This is a genomic window from Dysgonomonas sp. UBA7710, assembly GCF_002482385.1.
Taxonomy (GTDB): domain Bacteria; phylum Bacteroidota; class Bacteroidia; order Bacteroidales; family Dysgonomonadaceae; genus Dysgonomonas.
Genome location: NZ_DLFW01000036.1, coordinates 25,148 through 45,689 on the forward strand (window position 1 = coordinate 25,148; position 20,542 = coordinate 45,689).

General features: G+C 41.8%; 15 protein-coding genes. 5 read left to right on the plus strand and 10 right to left on the minus strand.

Translation table 11 applies throughout. The features are described 5' to 3' along the window. The first annotated feature begins 9 nt into the window (after positions 1 to 9). From B3317_RS11245 to mutL, 5 genes are all read left to right on the plus strand, one after another. The gene (locus tag B3317_RS11245; protein ID WP_291111492.1) at positions 10 to 2,025 is read left to right on the plus strand and encodes a peptidylprolyl isomerase; all 2,016 of its coding nucleotides are present in this window, start codon (positions 10 to 12) and stop codon (positions 2,023 to 2,025) included. Further along, positions 2,022 to 2,888 carry a peptidylprolyl isomerase gene (locus tag B3317_RS11250; protein ID WP_291111494.1) on the plus strand — a complete coding sequence of 289 codons (867 nt, stop codon included), beginning with the start codon at positions 2,022 to 2,024 and terminating at the stop codon, positions 2,886 to 2,888. The genes B3317_RS11245 and B3317_RS11250 overlap by 4 nt, the downstream gene beginning before the upstream one ends. An 81-nt stretch (positions 2,889 to 2,969) precedes the next feature. Further along, on the plus strand, positions 2,970 to 4,355 hold the full coding sequence (locus tag B3317_RS11255) for a peptidylprolyl isomerase (RefSeq protein WP_291111495.1): 1,386 nt from the start codon (positions 2,970 to 2,972) through the stop codon (positions 4,353 to 4,355). 183 nt (positions 4,356 to 4,538) lie between these two features. After that, a complete protein-coding gene (locus tag B3317_RS11260; protein WP_291111496.1) occupies positions 4,539 to 6,422 on the plus strand; it encodes an OstA-like protein in 1,884 nt (627 codons plus the stop codon). 76 nt (positions 6,423 to 6,498) lie between these two features. Next, positions 6,499 to 8,340 (plus strand): DNA mismatch repair endonuclease MutL, encoded by a 1,842-nt coding sequence (mutL, locus tag B3317_RS11265; protein ID WP_291111498.1) that lies wholly within the window; start codon positions 6,499 to 6,501, stop codon positions 8,338 to 8,340. Positions 8,341 to 8,504: 164 nt separating this feature from the next. Here mutL and B3317_RS11270 read toward each other — a convergent pair whose 3' ends face one another. From B3317_RS11270 to B3317_RS11315, 10 genes are all read right to left on the minus strand, one after another. Then, the gene (locus tag B3317_RS11270) at positions 8,505 to 8,957 is read right to left on the minus strand and encodes a GatB/YqeY domain-containing protein (protein ID WP_291111500.1); all 453 of its coding nucleotides are present in this window, start codon (positions 8,955 to 8,957) and stop codon (positions 8,505 to 8,507) included. Positions 8,958 to 8,990: 33 nt separating this feature from the next. Continuing rightward, positions 8,991 to 10,283: a cell division protein FtsZ gene (gene ftsZ, locus B3317_RS11275; RefSeq protein WP_006799039.1), complete on the minus strand. Its 1,293-nt coding sequence runs from the start codon at positions 10,281 to 10,283 to the stop codon at positions 8,991 to 8,993. A gap of 91 nt (positions 10,284 to 10,374) precedes the next feature. Further along, positions 10,375 to 11,697 carry a cell division protein FtsA gene (gene ftsA, locus B3317_RS11280; RefSeq protein ID WP_291111502.1) on the minus strand — a complete coding sequence of 441 codons (1,323 nt, stop codon included), beginning with the start codon at positions 11,695 to 11,697 and terminating at the stop codon, positions 10,375 to 10,377. Positions 11,698 to 11,756: 59 nt separating this feature from the next. Further along, positions 11,757 to 12,491, minus strand: coding sequence for a cell division protein FtsQ/DivIB (locus B3317_RS11285; RefSeq protein WP_291111504.1), 735 nt, complete (start codon positions 12,489 to 12,491; stop codon positions 11,757 to 11,759). Then, positions 12,488 to 13,858: a UDP-N-acetylmuramate--L-alanine ligase gene (gene murC / locus B3317_RS11290; RefSeq protein WP_291111506.1), complete on the minus strand. Its 1,371-nt coding sequence runs from the start codon at positions 13,856 to 13,858 to the stop codon at positions 12,488 to 12,490. Before murC ends, B3317_RS11285 begins: the two co-directional genes overlap by 4 nt. Continuing rightward, a complete protein-coding gene (murG, locus tag B3317_RS11295; RefSeq protein WP_291111508.1) occupies positions 13,851 to 14,963 on the minus strand; it encodes an undecaprenyldiphospho-muramoylpentapeptide beta-N-acetylglucosaminyltransferase in 1,113 nt (370 codons plus the stop codon). Before murG ends, murC begins: the two co-directional genes overlap by 8 nt. Beyond that, a complete protein-coding gene (locus tag B3317_RS11300) occupies positions 14,960 to 16,210 on the minus strand; it encodes an FtsW/RodA/SpoVE family cell cycle protein (RefSeq protein ID WP_291111510.1) in 1,251 nt (416 codons plus the stop codon). Before B3317_RS11300 ends, murG begins: the two co-directional genes overlap by 4 nt. Positions 16,211 to 16,294: 84 nt before the next feature. Beyond that, positions 16,295 to 17,629: a UDP-N-acetylmuramoyl-L-alanine--D-glutamate ligase gene (gene murD / locus B3317_RS11305; protein ID WP_291111512.1), complete on the minus strand. Its 1,335-nt coding sequence runs from the start codon at positions 17,627 to 17,629 to the stop codon at positions 16,295 to 16,297. A gap of 112 nt (positions 17,630 to 17,741) precedes the next feature. Next, positions 17,742 to 19,004 carry a phospho-N-acetylmuramoyl-pentapeptide-transferase gene (mraY, locus tag B3317_RS11310; RefSeq protein ID WP_291111515.1) on the minus strand — a complete coding sequence of 421 codons (1,263 nt, stop codon included), beginning with the start codon at positions 19,002 to 19,004 and terminating at the stop codon, positions 17,742 to 17,744. Between the two features lie 18 nt (positions 19,005 to 19,022). Continuing rightward, the gene (locus B3317_RS11315; protein WP_291111517.1) at positions 19,023 to 20,474 is read right to left on the minus strand and encodes a UDP-N-acetylmuramoyl-L-alanyl-D-glutamate--2,6-diaminopimelate ligase; all 1,452 of its coding nucleotides are present in this window, start codon (positions 20,472 to 20,474) and stop codon (positions 19,023 to 19,025) included. Positions 20,475 to 20,542 lie beyond the last annotated feature (68 nt).

Below are 20,542 nucleotides of genomic sequence, written 5' to 3' on the forward strand. Positions count from 1 at the left end.
CTTACTTGTATGATAAAAAAGCTTTCTTTATTATTCTTCGCACTACTTGCTACATTGTGTACATTTGCACAACAGGACGAGACTGTCGTGTTCACAATAGATGGGATACCCGTGTATAAGTCAGAGGTCGAATACGCCTACAAAAAAGGAAATAACAATGCCGAAACCAAGCAGAACTTCGCCGACTTTGTAAATTCATATGTAGATTTCAAACTGAATGTAACTGAAGCTAAAGCTCAACAACTGGATACAACAGCGTCTTATCGGCGGCAGCTTTCATCCTACAGGTCGCAGATGGCCCAGAAATATATGAATAATACCGACTATGAGGATGAATATATAGAGAAGATATATAAGCGGATGCAGGAAAATGTAGAGATCAACCATGTCATGTTCCCATTCGACAATGAAGAAATAGTACTCCCTGCCGATACTTTGAGGGCATACAAGAAGGCGATGGAAGCCAGAGCCAGAATCCTGAAAGACGGATTCACCGGAGCAGAACTGAGTACCCCGCGTTCGGGTGCGGGATTCTACCCCCGCGCCGAATCCCGCAACGGATACATAGGGTGGGTATCACCTTTCATGTTTGCCGCCAAAGTAGAAGATGCCATATACAGCCTGCCACTAAACGAACTAAGCATGCCGATACGTGCAGCCCGGGGATATCATATTGTACAAATACTGAATAGACGTCCCGCAATGGGAGCAGTGGAAATAGAACAAGTCGTGTTTAACTTCTCACATCTGCCTCCATCACAGCAGCAGATAGACAGTGTGGGAAAAGTAGCGTGGAGAGAATATGAAAACATAAAGTCTCCGGCAGATTACCAGTCTCTTTGCGATTTATTTTCCAAAGTGCATAAAATGGAAGCCAACGGATGTTACTTCGGTATTGTAAAACTGGACTCGAACCTGCCTATGGATTTTACTATGGCAGCTTTCAATCTGGAAAATGCCGGTGATATAAGTAAGCCGGTGATGTCAAACTATGGCTACCACATTATAAGGCTATTACGGAAAATACCGGCAGAGAGTCTTGATGTAATGAGAAATCAGTTACGGGAAAGAATACTGAAAAGCGATAAAGTTCAAGCACTTAGCGACGAGAAAAGACACAGGCTGAAAAGTAATTTTAATGTTACAGTCAACAAAGAAGCTTTCTCCAAATTATATGAAATAACAGAAACCGTATCACCACGTGATTCGGTGTTTCTGAAAATGATAAAGAACGGTGACGAAATCCTGTTCGATATCGACGGACAAAGGGCATATCCGGTCCGCGAATTTGCCAAGTATATCAATTACAGGCAAAAAGAAAGGACAAAAAATACGGATGATATCACAATCATGCAGACGGAAGAAGCCTCTCCTTATAGTCTGTCGTCGGATATACTCAACGAATATTTCGAAGGTTTTCAGGCAATCCTGCTATCCGACTATGAAGAAGATACACTCGACAAGAGATTTCCAGACTTTGCCCGCACTATGAATGAATTTTCCGACGGTCTGTTATATTATGACGTACAAAATAAAAATGTATGGGAACGCTCAAAAACCGATGCGGACGGACTGGCAGCCTGTTTCGACAAAAACAAAGTGAAATATTCATTGGATGGCCCTAAATATAAAGGCATGGTGGTATATGCAAAGAGTGAGGATATACTGAAGAAAGCCGAGGCCGTCTCTAAAAGGACAAAATCCCCTGAAATTTTCATCAAAGAGGTAGATGCCACGCTGAACAAGGACTCTTTACAAGTCAAAATTGAGCGGGGACTATGGATAAAAGGCAGCAATGCATATGTAGACAATAAAATATATGAAGGTGCTACCCCTGCCCCATTCAAAGGATATCCGTATTTCTTCGTAACCGGAAAGTTTATAAATGCCCCTGAGGACTATACTGATGTCCGTTACGCAGTGGAGCTGGATTATCAGGAAAAACTGGAAAAAGACTGGACAACTTACCTCCGCAATAAATACAAAGTAGATATTAACAAGCCGGCATTAAATCTGAAACAATGAAAAAGATCCTTATGTGCTTACATCTGTTTTTTATAGTTTTCATAGCATTTTCCTGTAGTGGAAGAGGAACAGCTGATGCTGACCGGGCGTTAAATCCGATTGTCACTGTGGGAGATAAAACCCTCTACCAGGCCGATCTGGACGAAATCATCCCCATGGGACTATCTGCTGAAGACAGTACTGCGGCAGCCAAATCTTATATCGACATATGGGTAAACGACCAGCTGATGTACAATAAGGCTCTGCAAAACATTATAAACAAGAAGGATATAGACGAATTAGTAGAAAGTTACAAAAAGTCGCTGATTACAAGTTCATATCAGGAACAACTGCTAAAAGAGCATTTTTCAAAATCCGTTTCGGAAAATGAACTGAAAGCATACTATGAGCAGAATAAGGACAAATTTAAGCTGGAAGACAACATTATAAAGGGCCTGTATCTGAAAATCCCCGCGAACTCAAAACAACTTGCGAATTTTCAGAAATGGTACAAACAGGGAAATGATGCCGCAATAGAAAATATTGAAAAGAACACATTACAGAATGCGGTGGCCTACGAATATTTTTATGACAAATGGGTAGGACTGGTCGACGTACTGGAAAATATGCCTCCTGCCGTTACTGATAAAAAAATATTTCTTCAAAGGAATAAAAATCTGGAATTGCGCGATTCTTCATTCGTTTATCTATTGAATATCAAGGAATATGAACTGGCAGGAAGCGAGGCTCCATACGATTATATAAAAGGCCAACTGTCCGAAATGTATATGGAACAAAAGAAAGCCGATTACTTGCAGCAAGTGAAAAAAGACTTGTATGACAAAGCAGTTTCGGATGAAGAAATTAAGTTTTATAACAAATAGAATATAACTTCTTTTTTTACGTTAAGAGAAAAAGTAATACATTATCACTATATTTACGCGATTTTTTAATTGAACATACAAATGGTAAAACAGGCCGGAAAATTTATTTTATTAGCAATACTATTAAGTTCGGGGCTTTTGTGTAAGGCTCAGGACAATATTATCGACCAGATAATCTGGGTAGTAGGAGATGAAGCTATACTAAAGTCGGATGTAGAAAAAGCCCGGCAGATGATGCTGTCGAGGGGTGAACGTATCGAAGGTGACCCGTATTGCCTGATACCCGAACAGCTGGCTGTACAAAAACTGTTTCTCGACCAGGCCAAGATAGACAGTATAGATGTACCTACGGCAGAAGTATCCAGAGGAGTAACCCGTCAGGAAAACATGGTTATTGCCAATCTGGGTTCTAAAGAAAAAGTAGAAGAATACCTTCAGGCTTCGATGAGCCAGTTGCGTGAAGAGTGGAGGGAAGAAATCCGGAATGGCTATCTGGTATCGGAAGTAAAGAAAAAACTGGTAGGCAAAAAAAGCAGCCTGACCCCGTCGGAAGTAAGAAGATATTACGCTCAATTGCCTCAGGACAGCTTGCCATATATACCCACTACCGTAGAAGTTCAGATAATTACAAACGAACCGATAGTTCCTCTGGCTGAGATAGATAAAGTAAAAGAACGCCTTAGAGATTTCACGAACAGGGTAAATGCAGGTGAAAGCTTCTCCACACTGGCAATTATGTATTCCGAAGACGGCTCTGCCCAAAACGGAGGCGAAACCGGATTCAGCGGACGTGCAAGCTGGGTTACGGAGTTCTCCAATATGGCTTTCTCGCTGAACGACCCAAAAAAAGTATCCAATATAGTAGAAACCGAGTATGGATTCCATATTATCCAGTTGATCGAACGTAGAGGTGACCTGATAAATGTACGCCATATCCTGCTTCGCCCGAAAGTACCGGAAGCTGAATTTGAAAAAGCAATCGCCAAGATGGACTCCATCGCCAAGGATATAAAGCAAAATAAGTTTACATTCGAAGATGCGACTGTATTGTCATTCGACAAAGATACCCGCAAGAACAACGGACTGATGGTAAACCGCAGGGAAAGTTCAAATTATGGAACACCACGCTTCCTGAAAGAGGAACTTCCCCCGGCTGTAGCTATCGCTGTGGATAAGTTGAAAGTAGGTGAGGTATCAGCTCCGTTCAGAATGAAGACAGATAACGGTAAAGAAGTCGTAGCCATCGTAAAACTCAGAAGCCGCACCGAAGGACACGTAGCCAATGTATCCGACGACTATCAGGCCCTGAAAGAAATAGTAGAAGCACATAAACAAGAGGAAATACTCCGCAAATGGCTCCAAACAAAGATTAAGGATACATACGTTTTCATTGACGAAAACTGGCGAAACTGTGATTTCCAATATTCCGGATGGATTAAAGATAATAGTACTAATAAGATTAAATAAACCGAAATCAAGTAGCTGTTTAAATCTTATTGGTGTTCTTCTATGAGTTTTTGAAACAGATTTTATCCTCAAAACAATATAAACAGAATGCCAAAGGGAGAAAATGGCTACATAAAATATTATCTCGGTAAAATTTAAACAGTTACTAAAAAAGACGTGTTCAATAAACTTATAAAATATGCGATGCAAAGGCATAGAATACCTCTGGTGAGTGTTCTGTGCCTCATTGCTCTTTATGCTTCGGCCCAATCCATGTTATCACCACGGGTGAAGCCGGATATTACACAAGTCCCCAAAAAACCGCAGGACCCTGTGAAACAGCAGCCTGCAAGCAAAGGCGGTGTCAAAATAATTGAGCTGGTCAGTTCTAAAAGACTGATAAGACGGCCGGATTTTGAGCCGCAGGTCTTAAAAGACAGTGTTATATTCTTGCACGACGGAGCTTATCTCTACTGCGACAGCGCCTATTGGGATGAAAAGCAGAATTCTTTCGAGGCTTTCAGCAATGTCCGTATGGAACAAGGCGATACCCTGTTCCTGAACGGAAGATATATGCATTATGACGGGAATACGAAGCTGGTGAAAGTCCGCGAGAATGTGAATCTGGAACATTCTCCCAAAAGTAAAAGAAACCCGATAACATTGTTTACCGACAGTCTTAATTATGACCGGACTATGAATCTCGGTTATTATTTCGACGGCGGTATGCTTGTGGATTCGCTCAACGAATTGACCTCTTTCTGGGGACAATACGAACCTAATATCCGGATTGCCACATTCAAGGATAGCGTCATCTTGAAGAATCCGAATTTTACCCTTTATTCGGACAAGCTGAAATACAATACGAACGAGAAAGTCGCTATATTCACCACTCCCACCGAAATAGTATCCGACAGCGGAGTCATATACACCAGTAACGGGTGGTACAATACAGAAACAGAAAGGTCACTCCTTCTCGACCAGTCTACAGTAATGAATAAAGAAGGAAACCGTTATCTCAGGGGTGATTCCATCTTTTATTACAAGACATTGGGCTATGGCGAAGTATTCGGTAATATGTTTTTACAGGATACTGTAAAGAAAATAATCCTTATCGGTAATTACGGTTATTATAATGAACTTAACAATTCGGCATTAGCTACCGATTCTGCATATTGCATCGAGTATTCGCAGGGAGACAGCTTGTATATACATGCCGATACCCTGAAATTACTGACAATTATAGACAGCAGTTATATTCCTAAGATAAAACCTGTTGCAGTAGATTCTCTCGTAAAACCCGAACCTCTGATCCTGGACTCTCTGGCCAGGGATTCTTTGCATATCATCGACCGTTTCCAAAACGATTCGGCGCGGGTAGATATGGGCCTTCCTGCGGATACTATGCCGCTTTACACGGTACCTGCACTACAACAGCCTACAGATACTGCCCGGAAAGAGTTTCGTCTGATAAAAGCCTATTATGGAGTAAGGTTCTACCGTTCCGATATGCAAGGCGTATGTGATTCCCTGCAGTTCAACTCGAAGGATTCCATCATCCACATGTACCGGGACCCTATATTGTGGAATACCAACAGGCAGCTGTCGGGTGACACGATAGATATATTCATGAATGACAGTACCATTGACCGGATGCATATAAAGCAGTATAGTTTCTCTATCGAAGAAAAAGACTCTATACACTTCAACCAGCTGAAAAGCCGTTCGATGAAAATTTTCTTCGAAAATAAGAAAGTAAAAAGAGTGTTGGCCGAAGGAAACGTGGAAACAATAGCCTATCCGGAAGAACGGGACGGTACACTAAACGGTGTCCTCAACTGGCTGGAAGGTAGTTACCTGCAGATTTTCATGAACGACGGACAGTTCGAAAAGTTAGTAGTCTGGCCTAAGCCTGTAGGCAAAACAACGCCTTTCCATCTGGTGACAACCGAACAATTGAGACTAAAGGACTTTTACTGGTACGATTATATAAGACCTCTGGACAAAGACGATATATTCAGGAAAGCTCCTAAAAAAGCCGGGGATGTACGACCTAAACGTCCGGCGGTTTTTGACAGGGAAGAATAATCCGGTTACGAGTTACAAAGAGACAAGATACAAGTAATTTTGAAATCTTGAAATTCTAAATCTTGAAATACAATAAATGAGCGATATAATACATCTTTTACCCGATTCCATAGCCAATCAGATTGCTGCGGGAGAGGTCATTCAACGACCCTCATCCGTAGTAAAAGAACTGGTCGAAAATGCTATTGATGCAGGAGCCGACACTATACAACTTATTGTCAAAGATGCAGGACGGACATTAGTTCAGGTCATTGACAACGGTAAAGGCATGTCCGCTACCGATGTACGCATGGCTTTTGAACGTCATGCAACTTCGAAAATAAGGTCGGCTGATGATCTGTTTGCCCTGCATACAATGGGATTCCGTGGAGAGGCATTGCCCTCTATCGCCGCTATTGCACAGGTAGAAGTGAAGACCCGCAGGGAAGAGGACGAACTAGGTACTTTGCTCCAGATATCGGGGTCGAGGGTTGAAGCTCAGGAATGTATCGCCTGTCCCAAAGGAAGTAATTTTTCGGTAAAGAACATCTTTTTCAATGTCCCTGCCCGCCGTAAGTTCCTTAAATCGAACGATACCGAACGGAGGAATATACTTACCGAGTTGGAACGGATAGTGCTGGTAAATCCCGAAATAGAATTCTCTTTCACCGACAATGATATTGAAGTTCTCCGGTATCCTGCATGCAATCTGCGCCAGCGAATAGTAAATGTGGTAGGAAAGAATTTCAACCAGCAACTGATATCCATCGATATAGATACTTCTCTGGTAAAGATAAAAGGATTTGTAGGAAAACCCGAATCGGCCCGCAAAACAAGAGCCTTGCAATATTTCTTTGTGAATGGGCGTTATATGCGCCATCCGTATTTCAACAAGGCTGTGACTGCTGCTTTCGAACCGTTGATACCATCAGGTGAGAATCCTAACTACTTTATCTATTTCGATGTTGAGCCGGACACTATCGATGTGAATATACATCCTACAAAAACCGAAATAAAATTCGAGAATGAACAACCCATCTGGCAAATATTATCGGCAGCAGTAAAAGAAGCGTTAGGTAAATTCAATGAGGTACCTACCATTGACTTCGATACAACGGATGCCATAGACATACCTATTCACGATCCGTCGAAGAATGTAAGCCAGCCACGTGTGAATATAAACCCGTCATACAATCCTTTCAAAAGCCCTTCTTCTGGTACCGGCTACCAACGTCAGAATGTAGACTGGGAAAAATTTTATGAAGGATTTGAAAAAGACAAGAACAGTTCAAATGTAGATATAGAGCCGGATACGGATGTGAATATATTCAGCCACTCACCCAATCCGGAGACGAATGCTCCTTCTGTAAACACCGAAATGGTAGTCCATTACCAATATAAGAATAAATACATACTGACTTCTGTAAAATCGGGTCTGATGCTCATAGACCAGCACCGGGCACATGTCCGTATCCTGTTCGACCAGTTTATCGCGCAAATTCGTCAGAAGAGAGGTATATCGCAACGGGCTTTGTTTCCCGATATAATCGAGTTATCACCTTCCGAAGCGGCGATGATTCCTTATCTGATGGACGATCTGGAAGCTGTAGGATTCGATTTGAGCCATCTTGGCAACAATGCCTATGCAATAAACGGAACGCCTTCCGAAATCACAAATGTAGATCCAGTACAGCTTGTGCATAATATGATAAGCCGGAGTGTAGACAGCGGAAGCGATGTAAAGGAAGAAATACAGGAATCCCTTGCCTTGTCGATGGCCAATGCCGCATCTATACCTTACGGGCATAAATTATCCGACGAAGAGATGAATAAAATTGTAGACCAACTGTTTGCATCGCCTGCACATAAGCATACTCCCGATGGTAAGACAATCATCTCATTACTCGAAGATGATGTGATAGAAAAAATGTTCAGGTAAGAGCATCTTTATTGGCGCTATAATTCTTTAATGAGTAATTTGTTTTATTATGCAGGATAAACCACATAAAAGATTCACGTGATACAGCAATAGAACACAAAAAAGAAAAGAGCAGGATATTTATTATACCCTGCTCTTAAATTATATAGATTGTCTAGTCTATTTCATTTGTTCAATAGCTTCTTTACTGTCTCAGAGATAACCTTACCTGCTGCAACTCCGGCCAATGCCTTTGTAGCCACACCCATTACCTTGCCCATATCGGCAGGTGAAGTTGCACCAACCTGAGTAATGATTTCACTGATTTTAGCATCCAGTTCGTCCTGCGATAGTTGCTTAGGTAAAAATGCCTCTATAACCGCCAGTTCTGCCAGTTCGTTTTCGGCAAGGTCGGTACGGTTCTGCGTGGTGTAGATGGCTGCACTGTCGCGACGTTGCTTCGCCATTTTCTGAAGTATCTGAATAGCTGCTTCGTCGGAAAGCTCATCGTTAGCTCCTTTTGCTGTTTTTGCCTCTATAAATTCCTTTTTGATACCACGCAATGCTTCTAATCTGATTTTATCTTTCGCACGCATTGCATCTTTTATTCCTTCACTAACTTGATCGAATAAGTTCATGGTTATATGTCTTTATTATATTGTTTTATTAAATCAGAATAATTCTCCCGGCTTCTTTGCTTCGGGTTTATACTCTCCCGGATTAAATTTATCGTCACGCTTAAAAACAGGAGTATTTTCCAGCGCATCCACAATACGGTCATTATCCAGCTCTTCTGTAGATAATATAATAGGCTTGGGGGTGAAGAAAGATGTTCTTACCGCCATCGTCTGCACTCCGTCTTTGCCGTAATGTTTTTCTATCATTTCGTTAATGCGGCGTTTTTCCTCTTCCTCTGTCCTGATACGTTCTTCCTCGAGTATTTCCTCCTCTTCTGTCATTTCGCGGTAATGCTCATCTATACCCGGAATGCTGGACATACCGAATCCTGTGGCAAGAAGTGTTATCTTCACCTTCTCTCCCAGTTTCTTATCTGTAGCTGTACCCCAGATAACTTCTATTTCAGGGCCGAAACGCTTCATGAAGTTAGCGACGGCTTCCATTTCTTCTACAATAAGAGGATTCTCGTCGCTTGAATATATATTGAATAATATTTTCTTGGCATCAAATACATCATTGTTATTCAACAACGGAGAGTGCAGAGCATTTACAATCGCATCTTCCACACGGCTTTCACCTTCACCGTATCCGCTACTCATGATAGCAACCCCACCGTCTTTGAGAATTGTCTTCACATCGGCAAAGTCGAGATTGATATGACCATGTACCGTGATTATTTCTGCGATACCTTTTGCCGCGATAGTCAATGTATCATCAGCTTTTGCAAAGGCATTCGGAATAGTAAGATCGGCGTAAATATCTATCAGCCGCTCATTGTTGATAACGAGCAATGCATCTACATTCTTCGCTATATCTTCGACTCCACGCAAAGCCTGTATTATTTTTTTACGGCCTTCGAATACAAACGGAATAGTTACAATACCTACCGTAAGGATTCCCATATCTTTGGCAATACGTGCTACCACAGGTGCTGCTCCCGTACCTGTGCCACCTCCCATACCCGCTGTGATAAAGGCCATTCTGGTTCCGTCGTTTAGTAGTCTTTCCAAATCGTCCCTGCTCTCTTCTGCAGCAGCTTTCGCCACCTCCGGACGGTTACCGGCCCCAAGACCTTCCGTTGTTTTCCGTCCCAGTTGGACACGGGTTTCCACAGGAGATTCACAAAGGGCCTGATTATCGGTATTGCACAATGCAAACGATACATCGTGTATCCCTTCATTATACATATGATTCACGGCATTGCCACCGCCACCTCCTACACCAATTACTTTTATTATAGTCTGGGTTTTCTTTGGAAACTGGAAATCAAGTATTTTTTCATCCATATTTTTAATATTTAGCTTTAGCTATTAGCTGATAGCCGTTAGCTTATATTCATTTCACTTGTAACTTGTCTACTCGTAACTCGTAACTAATTTACTCTTCGTCGTTGAACATCGTTCCTCCGAAGTTCTGTATTTTTTCAAAAAAGCCAAACAGGGTCGTTTGCTTACCGTCTTTTTGCTTCTTATGTTTTTTATTTCTCTTAGTATCTTCCTCGGGTTCGTCATCCTCTTCCACAGGCGGCGGAGTCGGGGTAACTACAGGTTCTACTTTAGGTACCACAATTTCCTTCTTCTCACAATTTTCATTTGCAAAAAGCAATAAGCTCAAAGCCTGTGTATACAACGGGTTCTGAAGCAACTCGGCAGCATTATTTATATATACGCGCTTTGCTACTGCACGTTTTACCGGGAGCTGTGATTTTTCGGCAAGGTGATCGACCAGGCCATTCATTTGAGAGGCTCCGCCTATCATGATAATGCCCGCATCCAGTTCATCGGCATATCCCGATAATTTTATTTGATTGATAACATTCAGTATAATTTCGTCCTGACGGAGTTGTATCACCTTATTCAGCTCTCTTAGATCTACATCGGGAGAAACATCTGCTGCAGCCTTATTCTTATCTTTTCCTAATCTGCCGTAACGAATTTTATACGTTTCGGCCGATTCGAAAACAAAACCAAGTTCCTGTACATCTTTCGTTATAGTACGTCCACCGAAAGGTATCACAGACATGAAGCGTAACAAGCCTCCTTTGTATATGGATAAAGTCGTAGTACCCGCACCAAAATCGACAAGAGCGCATCCTGCCTGCCTGTCGTGCTCGTCGAGAACTAAAGCCCCCGCAGCAACAGGACCTACTATATAGCCTGCAATCTCTATCTGGGCTTTCTCTGTTATACTTTTTGCCAGACTGGTCTTTATATTGGGGCGACCTATGACCAGACGGTAATGACCTTCAAGTGTAGACCCTATTTTATCTATCGGGTCTTCTTCATAGTTTCCGTCCAGATAGTATTCGGGAGCAAGAACACTGTAATTGGTAAAAAACTCAGGCTTATTCAGTTTCGCCTGTTGTTCCAGATTATCCAGCAAAGCAAAAGTGATAGGCGTTGTCCCATCCAATAACTTGGTTTCTTTATGCTCTATTGCCCGGAGTGATTTTCCGGCAACCGATACATACGCCTTTCCTATTTTCTTTCCTGTTTTGTTCTCGAGCAAGTTGATAAGTTTCTTAATCTTACCTGCCGCTTCGTCTATATTGTATATTACACCATATTTTACACACGAATCGGAAGGGATACTTTCCGATGCAAGAATGGAAATCACTCCCTGCTCGTTCTTACGACCTACTACTCCAACTATCTTGGATGTGCCTAAGTCGATACCTACTATAAATCCTGATTGCTCCATATAATTCCTATCTTTATAAACCGGCCCGGATAGAACCCACCGGTATATCTATTCTTCATTTAACGTTTTGTACAGACAACTTGTTTGTCAAATTTCAAATTAATAACGGAATACTTATTCCATCCCGTTTCGTTAAGTCCGTTTTCATAAAAAGCCAGCAGTTTATCCAGCCTTTCCTTATATCCGTAGAGGTTTCCCAAAATAATCTGGTGATCGCCCACACGGGGTATTAATTTTATATCCTGATTAGGTAGGACTACAATTTGCTCAATTTGTGCGTTCCAAAACTTATCATTATGCAAAAATAGTGCAAATTTGTATAAGTCGGTCTTCGCGAAGTCTTCTTTTATTGCTCCGGTGGCAATAGGAAGGTATGCAGTGAAACGTTTCGACAGAGGCATCTTACGTCCTTCATTGTCGATATAATAATTTTCTCCTGTGCCGGACATAATCCTTAGTACAGGTTTACGCTCTTCTATAGACGCTTTGATAGCCCCGTTATTGGTAACAAATACATCAGCCTTTTTTATCAATTGATTCGTCAATATAGCCTCTTCTATTGCATTTGTGTTGATGTCTTTTATTTGTTTGCCTGTAGGATCCAGCCCCTTTTCCTTCACATACCGGGTTATATCTTCTGTATCAATAAACTGCTCGTCATCAGTACCATTCTTTACCTCGACCTCAAACTTGGAGCATACACCATCCTTTGGTTTTCCCTGAAAGTAGAAAACCGAAAAAATGAGATAGCCTGCAAGCAAACATATTCCGATGATAACTAATGCTTTTTTCATATTTTTTGTTCCAATATATCCTTTATCGGACCTAATAACCGGTCTATATCTCCTGCCCCTACAGTAAGAAGTACCTCTAAGTCTTTCTTATTTTCCAATAAAGGTAATAATTCCTCTTTGTTGCACAATGTTTTAGGACAGGTGACTTTATCGAAAATAATCTTTGAGGTCACACCCTCTATCGGTTTTTCCCTTGCAGGATAAATATCCAGCAGTATCAGTTCATCCAACAGAGACAGGCTTCTCGCAAATTCAGAAGCAAAATCTCTTGTCCGTGTATATAGATGCGGCTGGAAAATACCTGTCAGCTTACGGTCGGGATATAATTCCTTGACAGATGTTATACTTGCGGCCAGTTCTTCAGGATGGTGCGCGTAATCGTCTATCATCACTATCTTATCTGTTTTCAGCAAGAAATCGAAACGGCGCTTTGCTCCCATAAAGGTAGCCATACCATGCCGTAATTCTTCCGCGGTGGCTCCGTTAAGCCAGGCAAGAGCCATGGAACCAATGCCGTTTTCTATATTTATTTTTACCGGAACACCGAGCTGTATGTTATCAATCGTTCCCTTCGGTGTGACAAAATCGAAACGAATCTCGCCATTTCCTATTTTTATATTCTGTGCATGGAAATCTCCTTTATCCATCGAATAAGTATATATCCGCACATCTTTTCCTGTCTTTGGCGAAAGCTTTATATTGTGCTTCATCACCAATGCCCCTCCAGGCTGAATAAGGCTTGTAAACTTCTCAAAGCTTTTCAGATACTCTTCCTCCGTACCATAAATATCCAGATGGTCGGGATCAACAGAAGTTATCAGCGCCATATAAGGATGGAGCCAATGGAAAGAACGGTCGTACTCGTCTGCTTCCACTACCGTAAATTCGCTTTTATCTGAAAGCATCAGGTTACTGCCGTAATTTTTCAATATACCGCCCAGAAAAGCATTACAATCGAGATGCGACTGTTTAAGAATGTGCGCCAGCATACTGGATGTGGTAGTCTTTCCATGTGTGCCTGCGCAACAGAGAGCTTTACTTGATTTTGTAATTATGCCTAATACCTGCGCCCTTTTCTGTATAGTAAATCCGTTCTCCCGAAAATATCTGACTTCTTCATTCTCTCCCGGTACGGCAGGCGTATATACAACCAGTGTACTTTCTTTATCTTTACAATAGCCCGGTATAAGCTTTATATCATCAGTATAATGGATTTCGGCACCTTCGGTTACCAGATCTTTTGTTAGAGACGTTTCGGTGCGGTCGTATCCCGCAACCTTTTTCCCTTTCGACATAAAATAGCGGGCCAGATTGCTCATACCTATACCACCTATTCCTATAAAATATATAGATCGTATATTATTCATTTTCCTTTATCAATTTAACAACCTCATCCACAATACGATTGGCAGAATCGGGTTGTGCCATTTTCAGAATATTCGCTGACAATTCCTCAAGTTTCTCTTTATCCTGTATTAAGTCTAAAGCCACAGGTACAAGTTTCTCAATTGCTTCATCATCCCCGATCAGAACACCTGCATTTTTATTTACCAACGCCATTGCGTTCTTTGTCTGATGGTCTTCCGACACATTCGGGGAAGGGACTAATATCACAGGCTTTCCGAGCAGGCTAAGTTCGGAAATGGAGCTTGCCCCCGCACGGGAAATAACCAGATCAGCCGCTTTATAGGCCAAATCCATACGTGATATAAATTCATGGATATGTATATTTTCAGGACTGCCTTTACCGGATAAATCCATATTCATTTCGAACGAATATAGCTTCCCGCATTGCCAAAGCAATTGTACGTCGGACTTCGCCAGCTCATCGATTCCCGAAAGAATGCTCTTATTCATCATTCTCGAGCCCAAACTGCCTCCTATGAGCAGAATTGTCTTTTTATCCGGATCGAGATTAAATTCCTTATATGCTTCCTGTCTGGTAATAGTAGCGGATAGTAACTCCTGACGGCACGGATTACCGGTCATTACTATTTTGCTTTTAGGGAAGAAACGTTCCATCCCCTCATATGCGACACACACTACCGAAGCCTTCTTCGACAAGAATTTATTTGTAACCCCGGCATAGGAATTCTGCTCCTGGATAAGTGTCGGAATTTTCAATGTATTTGCTTTGTATAATACAGGACCACTGGCATAGCCTCCTACACCTATTACCACATCGGGCCGGAAATCCCTGAGTATCCGTTTCGCTTTTATCAAACTCTTCTGGAATTTCCAGACAGTGGCTATATTCTTAAAGATATTTTTCCTGTTAAGCCCGCATATTTCCAGACCGATAATTTCATATCCGGCCGCGGGAATTTTCTCCATTTCCATACGCCCGGTCGCTCCTACAAAGAGGATTTCAGCATCGGGGTAACGCTCTTTTATCGTATTGGCGATAGCTATAGCAGGGAATATATGCCCTCCTGTGCCTCCGCCGCTTATTATTACTCTTAGCTGTTTCATATTCTATTAGCTTCATCAAAAGTTTCAAAATCCACATTTGCAATACTTTCGTCTACATCTTCATGGTCTGAATCGTTCAGTTTAGAAGAACAAGCCAGAATGATCCCGAAATAGGCGCAAGTAATGATTGTAGAAGTCCCTCCCCGGCTGACCAATGGTAATGGCTGCCCTGTTACGGGTATGAGATTAACTGCAACAGCCATATTAGCCAAAGCCTGTATTGTAAGTATAAGCCCTGCCCCCAGGATGAGATAGCGGGGGAATTTCTTTTCGCATTTCGATGCCAATACTCCGCACCGGATCATTAATGCGACATATAAAAGCAGCACAAACAACCCGCCAAGCAAGCCCATTTCTTCGAGAACGATTGCAAAAATAAAATCGGAATACGCCTGCGGCAGAAAATCGCGTTCTACACCACTACCCGGAAGTCCGATAACACCTCCGTTTGCAATTGCTATTTTAGCATGTGATACCTGATAGTTGTCATCTGTGATCTTATAGGCAACTGTCCCATCTTCTTTTCTATCGTGGATAGAAACCCCTTCCTGTTCTCCGGAATGCCTTTCTATACGGTTTTTCCATGTGGTAAGACGATCAGGAAAATAGTCCTTAACAACTTTATCGGGTAATAAAGTTATACAAAGCAATATGAGGCCGACCAAAGCCGCACCGCCTAAACCAACCTTCAACAGCCGCTTAAACTGTACCTGCCCGATCCATAGCATGAGTACGGATACCCCAAAGAGAAGACATGCAGTAGATAAGTTCTCAGGGGCAATCAATGCGCAAATGACAACTATCCCTATAATTAATGTCTTAAAAATCCAATTCTCATTTTCCGGCTTCATTTTACTAAGGAAGAAAGCAATAAAGCCGATAGCTGATATCTTTGCAAATTCAGACGGTTGTATTGTAAATGCACCTACTCCCAGCCAACGTTGCGCACCGTTCACATCCTGCCCCATAAACATAGTGAAAATGAGCAGTATAGCCGAAATGGGCAGCCCCAGCAATAAGATGGAGAAGAAGCGGGTAGGTACCCTTTGCAGGAACATAACCACAGCAAACCCGATCAGCAAGAATGCTGCATGACGGAGTATAGGCGCCCAGTGACTCTGCTGACGGTAGGCAATTGTACTTGTAGCACTAAATACTTCAAGCAAAGAGATAATACACAATGCAATGAATATGCACCATATAACTTTATCTCCTTTAAACGCCCTTCCTAAAAAATTGAATTCCATAACATCATTATTTCAAGTTTCAAGGTCTCAGGTTTCAAGATTTCAAATTGACGAAAACGAATCTTGAAACCTGAAATTTTGAAATTATAATCTTCTTACATATTCTTTAAATTGGTTACCCCTGTCTTCATAATTCTTAAAGAGGTCGAAACTGGCACAGCATGGCGATAACAATACCGTATCTCCCTCCTCTGCCAATGCGTAAGCTTTCTCTACAGCATCTTTCATCGACGATGTATCTTCTATCTTTTCTATTTTACCGTCGAAGAATTTATGCAGTTTACTATTATCCACACCAAGAAATACAAGGGCGCGGACTTTGTCCTTTACCAGCTGTTCTATCTCGGTGTAATCATTTCCTTTATCTGTACCCCCAAGTATCAGGATTACTTTTGTCTTCATGCTTTGCAAAGCATACCAGCATGAATTCACATTGGTAGCCTTAGAATCATTTATAAACTGGACACCCTTCACCTTAGCTACCTTTTCGAGACGATGCTCTACCCCCTGAAAGTCGCTGAGTGAATGACGAAGGTTCTCGTCGGTTATATCCAGTAGCTTAGCAGCAATACCCGATGCTAATGAGTTATACAGGTTGTGTGTACCTTCCAGAGCTAATAGATCCTGTTCCATAACAAATGCGGAATTAGGAGTGTTAATATCTATTTCATGATTATTAAGGTAAGCGATTGCATTGCCAACCTTATGTTCGGCGAATGTATATTGTTTACCTTTAGACACCAGTTTCTTAATTTCTTTACTTACAATAGGGTCTTCCTCCCAGAATATGAATGCATCGGCTTCGGTCTGATTCTGTACAATACGCATCTTAGCATCTATATATTTCTGTATATCATGGTCGTACCTATCCAGATGGTCAGGCGTAATATTCAGTAAAATGGCAATATCAGCTTTGAAAGAATACATATTTTCGAGTTGGAAACTGCTTAGCTCCAATACATAATAATCATAGTTTTCTTCCGCGACCTGACGGGCGAAACTTCTTCCGATATTTCCTCCCAATCCTACATTCAGCCCCGCCGATTTCAGTATATGATATATCAGGCTGGTAGTGGTCGTTTTCCCATTACTCCCTGTAATACAAATCATTTTGGCAGCCGTATAACGTTTGGCGAATTCCATTTCGGAAAGAACGGGAATACCTTTTTCTATGGCTTTGTGAACAAGAGGAGCATAATTAGGAATACCCGGACTTTTTATGATTTCGGTTGCGGCGAGTACCAGCTCTTCGGTATGACCCTTTTCTTCGTAAGGAATACCGTATTGCTCCAGTTCTGCTTTATACTTGTCCTGCAAAGGGCCGTTATCCGACAAAAAAACATCGAATCCTTTTGCTTGCGCAAGTATGGCCGAACCAACTCCGCTTTCGCCCCCTCCCAATATGATAATTTTATTCATATGTTTTTTAATTTCAGGATTTCAAGATTTCAAGATTCAAGATTCAAGATTCAAGATTTTTATTCAAGACTTAATCTTGAAATTTTGAAACCTGAAATTTTGAAATTGCATATTATCGCATTTTCAATGTTGCTAATGTAAGTACTGCAAGAATAATTCCTATAATCCAGAAACGTACCACAATTTTCGATTCCGGCACAGCTCCTATCGGTTTTTGGAATAAAGCCTGTATGCCTGAATTTCCGGACTTCTGGAAATGATGATGCAGAGGCGTCATTTTAAATACACGGCGCCCTTCACCGTATTTCTTCTTGGTCAGTTTAAAATAAAACACCTGTATCATTACCGAAAGGCTCTCCACCATAAAGATACCGCATAATATAGGCAGCAATAATTCTTTATGGATAACCACAGCGAAAACCCCGATTATGCCACCCAGCGTTAAGCTGCCCGTATCTCCCATAAATACCTGTGCGGGAAATGCATTGTACCATAAGAAACCAACCGTTGCCCCGATAAATGCCGAAGCAAATATTACGAGCTCCTGACTACCGGGAATAAACATAATATTCAGATAGGAGGCAAACTCGATGTGCCCGGATACATATGCCAGTATCCCCAGCGTGACTCCTATAATAGCCGAACTACCTGCGGCAAGCCCGTCCAGCCCGTCGGTCAGGTTAGCCCCGTTCGACACAGCCGTTACAATGAATATAACAATCATAACAAACAGTATCCAGGCAGCCGGTTCCGCATAATCTCCCATGAAAGAAACAAGGTCTTCATAGTCGAGGTTATTATTCTTCATAAAAGGAATAGTAGTCTGTGTTGACTTCGCTCCTTCAGCTGTATAACTCACCCGTTCTATGACATTATCCTGATTACGGAATTCTATATTTTCACGGATAATAACGTCAGGACTCAGATAAAGCGCCATGCCTACAATCAGCCCGAGGCCTATCTGGGCAATTATCTTAAATTTACCATGCAGCCCCTCTTTATCCTTTTTGAATACCTTAATATAATCGTCCAAAAAGCCGAGTACTCCCAGCCAGACGGTCGTAATAAGCATCAGGATGATATATATATTATCTAAACGGGCCAAAAGCAAAACAGGAACAAGTATGGAGATAATGATAATAATGCCACCCATTGTCGGCGTTCCTTTTTTACTTAATTGCCCTTCCAGTCCGAGATTGCGGACTATCTCCCCGATTTGCAGTTTTTGCAGCTTGTCGATGATACGGCGTCCTATGATAGTGGATATCAATAATGATAATACCAGCGCCATAGCTGCACGAAACGAGACATACCTGAACATACCCGCACCCGGGAAATCTAACTGGTCTAAATAGTCGAATAGATAATATAACATTTGCTCCTTCTGATTTTTTTATTCTCCAAAAATATTTCTTACTACTTCTCTATCATCGAAGTGATGTTTCACTCCTTTCACATCCTGATAATCTTCATGGCCTTTTCCGGCAATGAGGATTACATCGCCCTCTTTGGCCAGTGTACAAGCTGTTTTAATCGCTTGTTCACGCTCGACGATCAATAGTGTTTTCTTCAGTTGCTGGCTGTTCAGCCCGTCAGCCATATCGTTGATAATAGCCTGTGGTTCTTCGAATCGCGGATTGTCGGATGTAAGTATCACCTGGTCGCTCAGGCGTACGGCCTCACGCGCCATAATCGGCCGTTTGGTCTTATCTCTGTTACCTCCGCAGCCAACTACAGTAATTACACGCCCGTTGCCTTCCAGTACTTCATGGATAGCTTCCAACACATTCGTTAAAGCATCCGGTGTATGCGCATAATCAACAATCGCTGTATAGTTTTCAGGAGAGCGCAATGTTTCAAAACGTCCCGATACAGGTTTTAATGTACTCAGTACGAGTAAGGCTTCATCCGGATTCTGTCCTAACAATACGGTTGCCCCGTACACTGCTAATAAATTGTACACATTGAACACACCGACAAACTGCACCTGCAATTCCTTATTATTGAATTCGACTGCTGTACCATCGAAATGTTTCTCAATAATCTTGGCTTTGAAGTCTGCCAGCGTTTTTACAGAATAAGTATATTTCTTCGCTTTTGTATTCTGGAGCATTACCGATCCGTTCTTATCGTCGACGTTGGTAAGGGCAAAAGCTGTTTCGGGCAAATTGTCGAAAAACATCTTTTTGGCTTTCAGGTACTCGGCCATCGTTTTGTGGTAATCGAGATGATCCTGTGTGATATTGGTAAAAATGCCTCCGTCAAATTTCAACCCGCTGATGCGCTTCTGATGTATAGCATGTGAGCTTACTTCCATGAAAGCATATTCGCAGCCAGCACCTACCATCTTTGCCAGCATCTCATTCAGCGACAGCGGATCAGGCGTAGTATGTGTGGCATGGTATACCGTGCCATCAATATAGTTAGCTACTGTGGATAGTAATCCTACTTTATACCCCAGCTTACGGAACATCTCATATAGCAATGTGGCAGTGGTGGTTTTACCATTTGTTCCCGTAACTCCCACCAGTTTCAGTTTAGCTGAAGGATCTCCATACCAGAGGGTAGCTATCTTACCGGCCACATCCGCGCTGTCTTTTACTTTTACATAAGTAATCCCCTCTTTTGAGGTATCCACCTTCTCCTGATGGATAATAACTTTAGCCCCTAAATCAAGGGCATTGTTAATATATTGGTGTCCGTCTACCTGTACCCCTTTCAGGGCAATAAAGGCCGAACCGGCGATTGCTTTACGTGAGTCGGTCTGAATAGCTGTTATTTCAAGATTTTCATCTCCTTTTATTTCAACTACATCTATGCCTTTTAATAAATCCTTTAATTTCATATCTGTATTCTTTATTTAAGTAAAAGAAAGTACTTAATAATATTATTAACCAGCTTAACTGCCTATTG

Coding starts and splice junctions, on each gene's coding strand:
- B3317_RS11245 (WP_291111492.1), top strand. CDS start 10: ATGATAAAAAAGCTTTCTTTATTATTCTTCGCACTACTTGCTACATTG.
- B3317_RS11250 (WP_291111494.1), top strand. CDS start 2,022: ATGAAAAAGATCCTTATGTGCTTACATCTGTTTTTTATAGTTTTCATA.
- B3317_RS11255 (WP_291111495.1), top strand. CDS start 2,970: ATGGTAAAACAGGCCGGAAAATTTATTTTATTAGCAATACTATTAAGT.
- B3317_RS11260 (WP_291111496.1), top strand. CDS start 4,539: ATGCAAAGGCATAGAATACCTCTGGTGAGTGTTCTGTGCCTCATTGCT.
- mutL (WP_291111498.1), top strand. CDS start 6,499: ATGAGCGATATAATACATCTTTTACCCGATTCCATAGCCAATCAGATT.
- B3317_RS11270 (WP_291111500.1), bottom strand. CDS start 8,957: ATGAACTTATTCGATCAAGTTAGTGAAGGAATAAAAGATGCAATGCGT.
- ftsZ (WP_006799039.1), bottom strand. CDS start 10,283: ATGGATGAAAAAATACTTGATTTCCAGTTTCCAAAGAAAACCCAGACT.
- ftsA (WP_291111502.1), bottom strand. CDS start 11,697: ATGGAGCAATCAGGATTTATAGTAGGTATCGACTTAGGCACATCCAAG.
- B3317_RS11285 (WP_291111504.1), bottom strand. CDS start 12,491: ATGAAAAAAGCATTAGTTATCATCGGAATATGTTTGCTTGCAGGCTAT.
- murC (WP_291111506.1), bottom strand. CDS start 13,858: ATGAATAATATACGATCTATATATTTTATAGGAATAGGTGGTATAGGT.
- murG (WP_291111508.1), bottom strand. CDS start 14,963: ATGAAACAGCTAAGAGTAATAATAAGCGGCGGAGGCACAGGAGGGCAT.
- B3317_RS11300 (WP_291111510.1), bottom strand. CDS start 16,210: ATGGAATTCAATTTTTTAGGAAGGGCGTTTAAAGGAGATAAAGTTATA.
- murD (WP_291111512.1), bottom strand. CDS start 17,629: ATGAATAAAATTATCATATTGGGAGGGGGCGAAAGCGGAGTTGGTTCG.
- mraY (WP_291111515.1), bottom strand. CDS start 19,004: ATGTTATATTATCTATTCGACTATTTAGACCAGTTAGATTTCCCGGGT.
- B3317_RS11315 (WP_291111517.1), bottom strand. CDS start 20,474: ATGAAATTAAAGGATTTATTAAAAGGCATAGATGTAGTTGAAATAAAA.